The sequence below is a fragment of the Bartonella callosciuri genome, assembly GCF_014203215.1.
Taxonomy (GTDB): domain Bacteria; phylum Pseudomonadota; class Alphaproteobacteria; order Rhizobiales; family Rhizobiaceae; genus Bartonella; species Bartonella callosciuri.
In genome coordinates, this window is record NZ_JACHIM010000009.1 from 16,389 (window position 1) to 21,407 (window position 5,019).

At 38.9% G+C, this 5,019-nt stretch carries 6 protein-coding genes; 2 read left to right on the forward strand and 4 right to left on the reverse strand.

Annotation, left to right across the window (positions count from 1 at the left end; genetic code table 11):
• The first annotated feature begins 185 nt into the window (after nucleotides 1-185).
• Nucleotides 186-782, forward strand: a complete 597-nt coding sequence (locus HNQ69_RS06755; RefSeq protein ID WP_183229286.1) for a hypothetical protein — start codon at nucleotides 186-188, stop codon at nucleotides 780-782.
• A gap of 209 nt (nucleotides 783-991) precedes the next feature.
• Here the strand turns inward: HNQ69_RS06755 and HNQ69_RS06765 are convergent, their stop codons facing one another.
• Nucleotides 992-1,243, reverse strand: coding sequence for a hypothetical protein (locus HNQ69_RS06765; RefSeq protein ID WP_183229287.1), 252 nt, complete (start codon nucleotides 1,241-1,243; stop codon nucleotides 992-994).
• A gap of 882 nt (nucleotides 1,244-2,125) precedes the next feature.
• Nucleotides 2,126-2,614 (reverse strand): hypothetical protein, encoded by a 489-nt coding sequence (locus HNQ69_RS06770; RefSeq protein ID WP_183229288.1) that lies wholly within the window; start codon nucleotides 2,612-2,614, stop codon nucleotides 2,126-2,128.
• Between the two features lie 332 nt (nucleotides 2,615-2,946).
• Between HNQ69_RS06770 and HNQ69_RS06775 the strand changes: the two genes are divergently transcribed.
• A complete protein-coding gene (locus tag HNQ69_RS06775; RefSeq protein WP_183229289.1) occupies nucleotides 2,947-3,273 on the forward strand; it encodes a hypothetical protein in 327 nt (108 codons plus the stop codon).
• Between the two features lie 975 nt (nucleotides 3,274-4,248).
• On the opposite strand, the gene HNQ69_RS08040 is transcribed toward HNQ69_RS06775, so the two are convergent.
• On the reverse strand, nucleotides 4,249-4,482 hold the full coding sequence (locus HNQ69_RS08040) for a hypothetical protein (protein WP_246348551.1): 234 nt from the start codon (nucleotides 4,480-4,482) through the stop codon (nucleotides 4,249-4,251).
• 229 nt (nucleotides 4,483-4,711) lie between these two features.
• A complete protein-coding gene (locus tag HNQ69_RS06785; RefSeq protein ID WP_183229290.1) occupies nucleotides 4,712-4,861 on the reverse strand; it encodes a hypothetical protein in 150 nt (49 codons plus the stop codon).
• Nucleotides 4,862-5,019: the final 158 nt, after the last annotated feature.

Genomic DNA, 5,019 nt, shown 5'->3' on the forward strand with positions numbered 1-5,019 from the left:
ATACCCAAGGACAACGCCGGCAATGCAGGAAAATACCACTCCCTTCAAGAGTACTCCCCACGAAATACCAACACGCTTCGCTTCCAATCTTCCCCAAGGAAACACCCACCAAAATTTTCTCTTCAAAACATGCACCAACACATATCCAACGTTTTTGAACATAAAACAAATTTTGAGGAACTAACATGAACCATCAAAATACGAAAAAAAACAAAACTGAACAAAAAAATCATACCCCAATTTCTCCTCTCCTCCACCATGGAGAAGAGAAACACCATATTGGCCACTTAAAGACGCAAGAAGTGCCTATTGAAATAAGCAATCCTTATTTTCAACCAACCCATCCAGAAAGCTTAAGCAACCCGCGCACCATTGTTGCCATTGCCAATATACAAAGCCGTCCCATTGCGCTTTTATATGCAAAAGGGCATATTAGCAAAGCGCAATATAAAGCAGCAGAACGTTTTTATATTTACTGGCGTCAAAGTCAGGCTGACTTCAACATGAGCCCTGATTACACGCGTCAAAAAGTTGCGTGCAGCCAGAGTTACACACACCCCATTGAACGTCAGATAGAAGCAGCAAATCATTTACAAACGATCAAGGTTATGCTTGGTATTCTTGGTTATTCACTTGTCGAAAAGGTTGTGGGTTATGGTCAGGCGATCAAGGACTTAAGCGCCTCAAAACGCAAACAAAACTCCCTTGCTGATCATTTACGAGATTGTTTAGATTTATTAGCATTTCATTGGGGATATGCAAACCACAAGCACTCTGAATAACCTGCCACGCCAAAAAACAAGAGTGCAGATGAAAACATCACACAGCCATCAACTCTGCAACATCAATCCTGCAGCTATCAACCCTGCAGCCATCAACCCTGCAGCCATCAACCCTGCAGCTATCAATCCTGCAGCCATCAACTCTGCAACATCAATCCTGCAGCCATCAACTCTGCAACATCAACTCTGCAACATCAACCCTGCAGCCATCAACTCTGCAACATCAACCCTGCAGCTATCAACCCTGCAGCTATCAATCCTGCAGCCATCAACTCTGCAGCCATCAACTCTGCAACATCAACCCTGCAGCTATCAACTCTGCAGCTATCAACTCTGCAGCTATCAACTCTGCAGCCAATAAAACAGTGAACATTATAAAACATCAATGATGGAGATGATGCAACACTCAGAAAAGAATCGAAGAAACATTCGAAACCAATTTCATTGGAAACCAACTTCATTGGAAACCAGCTTCATTGGAAAACCCTCACTGGAAACCATCCCACCGAACGCCACCTCCCCGGCAAAAAACTTTGTGCTCCCATCTTTACAAAACACCATTTTTCTTTTCAAAAAGAGAGGAAAGTTAACTTTTATATGCCATCTCGCTCTGTACAAAGCAGAGCTTTTTTTATTGACGAACATCCACTTCACTGGAAACTGCTTTATCGGAAATATTCATCATTGAAAAATTTCACTTCCTATAAAAACTTGCAGTTTTTCTTCAGAACTTTATTCAATATCTTCTCTTACTATCTTCTCTCACTTCAGATATTCATCCATCAAATACAGGAACTCTTCTCACCATTTTCTCATGCATAAGCCTGCAAATGATGCTTATTCTCCTCGCAAGCTTCTCTTTTTATAAAAATACTTTTCATGACAAGAGTAGATTGTCTATCACACGCTAAAATATTTTTTAAATACTGTATGAATAATATAAAACTACATTTACATAACATATTATTTAATATATCGAGAATGAAATAACAATTATTGAAATATTTCTCGCTTAATATATCTCATTATGTTTAATTTCTATAACACAATAATTTTATAGAAACATATATGATAAAGTGCATGCACACGAAGCAAAATAAAGAAAAACCAAATGGAAACATAAAAATGTTCCAAGTCCTGTAGATTTTTCAACTTCTTCTGCTACTATGACACAGACTTTCTCTCCTTAATCATACAATTATCGCAAATATTGAGGAAATCAAATGAATATCCATCGAAAACCAAAAAACCAATTGGCATAAGAGACAAAAAAACATAAACTTCCTCGGTTAGCTATTTTCACACAGGGTGCATCCCGAGCATCATAGGATGCACCCTGCCCCTCACAGGGTTACATCCCGACCATCACGGAATGCACCCTGATCTTTACAGGATGCATCCCAACCATCATAGGATGCACCCTGATCTTTACAGGATGCACCCCGACCCTCACGGAATGCACCCTGCCCCTCACAGGGTGCATCCCGACCATCATAGGATGCACCCCGATCTTTATAGGATGCATCCCGACCCTCATAGGATGCACCCCGATCTTTACAGGATGCACCCCGACCCTCACGGAATGCACCCTGATCTTTATAGGATGCACCCCGACCCTCACGGAATGCACCCCGATCTTTACAGGATGCACCCCGACCCTCACGGAATGCACCCTGATCTTTACAGGGTGCATCCCGACCATCACAGGATGCACCCTGATCTTTATAGGATGCACCCCGACCCTCACGGAATGCACCCCGATCTTTACAGGATGCATCCCAACCCTCACGGAATGCACCCTGCCCCTCACAGGATTGCATCCCGACCATCATAGGATGCATCCCGATCTTCACAGGATATTAAATTCTCGTGTATTTTTCGCTCTTATGACCCCTTTTACCATGGCGCAAAAAAGAAATTTGCTAGCAACTCTTTTGTCACCCACTATACTTCTCTGTTTTGCCCTCTTCAAACCCATCTCTACGTATCCATAAAACAGATTTTGAAAGAATTGATTAAGGCAATTAAGAGTAAATTTTGTCAATTTGTAGGCAAATTTTATTCTTTTTTATGTATGTTGCATTTTTACTATAGTTATTTAAAGTGATTATATATATAAAACGGTTTGATATTTATTTATTGAAAATAAATATAGGAGAAAACTATGAATATCAGATATTTCTTCATAGCTTGTGCAGTAACAAGTGGTCTAGCTGTTGTACTTAAAGAATCTGATAGTATAGTGAAGCAACAACCCTCTCCTATTATTGCTCCTTATACTGTTGATAAACCTTCTTTACAGCTTCTTGAACCAACAAGTGGCACATTTTATAACCTTCATCTACTCATAGGACAAAATGACATCAGCAAAGACCAAGAAGCAAAGGAATATATATTCGAACAAGGAAAAATTTTACTGAAAGCTGTATTTACATTTTTATATTCTATCGTGGTATTTTATATGCAAAAGTACCTTATGGATACTCATTGATTGATTAGTTAACAATTTATAAATAAAAAACGCACATATTGTAAAATATATAAATTTAAATATTGTAAAGGTCTCAATAAAAATTAGACCTTTACTTGACTTGTATTTTGATCAATGATGATTTTCATCAACGATAACTTTTATCATTAACGATTTTCATCAACGATGATATTATTCTGCTCTCTACAACGTTTTTGTTCTCAGTTAATCTTCTCCTTATCCTCAAGAGCTTAAATTACCCCCTACCAATCGCTCATCAGATAAACATCTCTCGAAAAGAGTATATCTCTTCAATACAGCCGATATAATTCACGCCATAGGCTCACTAAACAAATTCTGCGCTGAATATTTCCGCTCAATTTTCCTCTTCGACACTTCATGGACGCAAAAAAAAGGGCTAGCGCTAGACACAAACGACATTTCTTCTTTATGGGTATGAATGTGCCTTATCACACATTCCTGAAGAGCAATATTTTACGACACGACGGACAATAATCTGCTTTTCCCAAAAAAGATTTTGCTTCTTCTCAAAGATTAAAGGAATGTTTTTTTCTTCCAAGACGGAATAATGTGGGGATTTTTCATCGGTGTTCCCCCTCACTGTTTTATGCAAATTATTTTGTTATTTTGAGCCTACGGTCTTTCAAAGCTTTTTTGGTATGCTTTATTTTCTTTTCATTTTTTAAAAAGTTTTTGAACTGTTCTTGATAAGGGAGAAAGAGCCTCTTTATTTCCTCGACAATAGATTATCCTCAACTTATCAATCCTTATATCGATAAATGCTCATTCACCATCTTTGATCATGACAATATCGGGACAGTGCTTTCTTCCCTCGGCTTGAAATATGCGTGGGACATCGCTCATAGCACGCAATCCTTGTTTTCTTAATTCCTGTTTTTTCCGTTCGACGCGTTTTGTATGATAAGCTCGTTTTTATGATACAAATTTGAATCACTGATTCTAAAATCGCGAGGATTATTTTACTTTCATAGACAATTTCTCTGCAACCCATTCAAACAGCGCGGAACTGTGTTGCTCTGTTTTAGCCACCTCTTTTGCCATCAGCAAGGCACGTTCAAGATGAAACTCTTTAAGAGTTGCAGCTTTAATAGTTGCATCAAAGCTTCGGGAATTACCTTGTGCAAAGCGCCTTTGATAAGATTGTAAGGTTTCAACATCACAAAGCAAAGTTAGAGCAGTAAGATACACCAGAGCATAAGGTGCTCCGTTAGTTTTGTCTGTCGACCAAGCGACAGTATTCTTTTCTCAAGGTGGAGTCCTCTCCTGAGAGTGAAGCATTTCCTGAAGACGAGAATCCTCCATCATTTATTCTAAAATTTCATCAAGAGCCTTTTTTAAACGATCATCAGTGATTTTTTCTTCAAAAATTTCCAGTCCCCTAGGCACAAAACTCGGAGACACCGCTGGCAAAGAAAGCTTAGGAATTATAAGGATTAAGTGTCTGGCAAGCAGCGGCAAAAAGACCGGTCATAATGAAAAGTCTACAATCAAATTTCGGAGAATCTTTGCTGATTTCGTCATTATAAAGAAATTGCACTTCACGATCCGGTAAGAAGATGATGGTCAAATAATCTCCTTGCCCCTCGATTTTTAATCAACCGCACCAAGCTCTTGAAAAGCACTGTTGCGTTTTCCATGGTCAGAACTTCACCATCATCATAAACGTGTCATAGACTTCTTCTTGCTTTTCTTGCTCTCCTGTCCACTTAATCCTCATCTTCTTCA

Coding starts and splice junctions, on each gene's coding strand:
- HNQ69_RS06755 (WP_183229286.1), top strand. CDS start 186: ATGAACCATCAAAATACGAAAAAAAACAAAACTGAACAAAAAAATCAT.
- HNQ69_RS06765 (WP_183229287.1), bottom strand. CDS start 1,243: ATGAAGTTGGTTTCCAATGAAATTGGTTTCGAATGTTTCTTCGATTCT.
- HNQ69_RS06770 (WP_183229288.1), bottom strand. CDS start 2,614: ATGATGGTCGGGATGCAATCCTGTGAGGGGCAGGGTGCATTCCGTGAG.
- HNQ69_RS06775 (WP_183229289.1), top strand. CDS start 2,947: ATGAATATCAGATATTTCTTCATAGCTTGTGCAGTAACAAGTGGTCTA.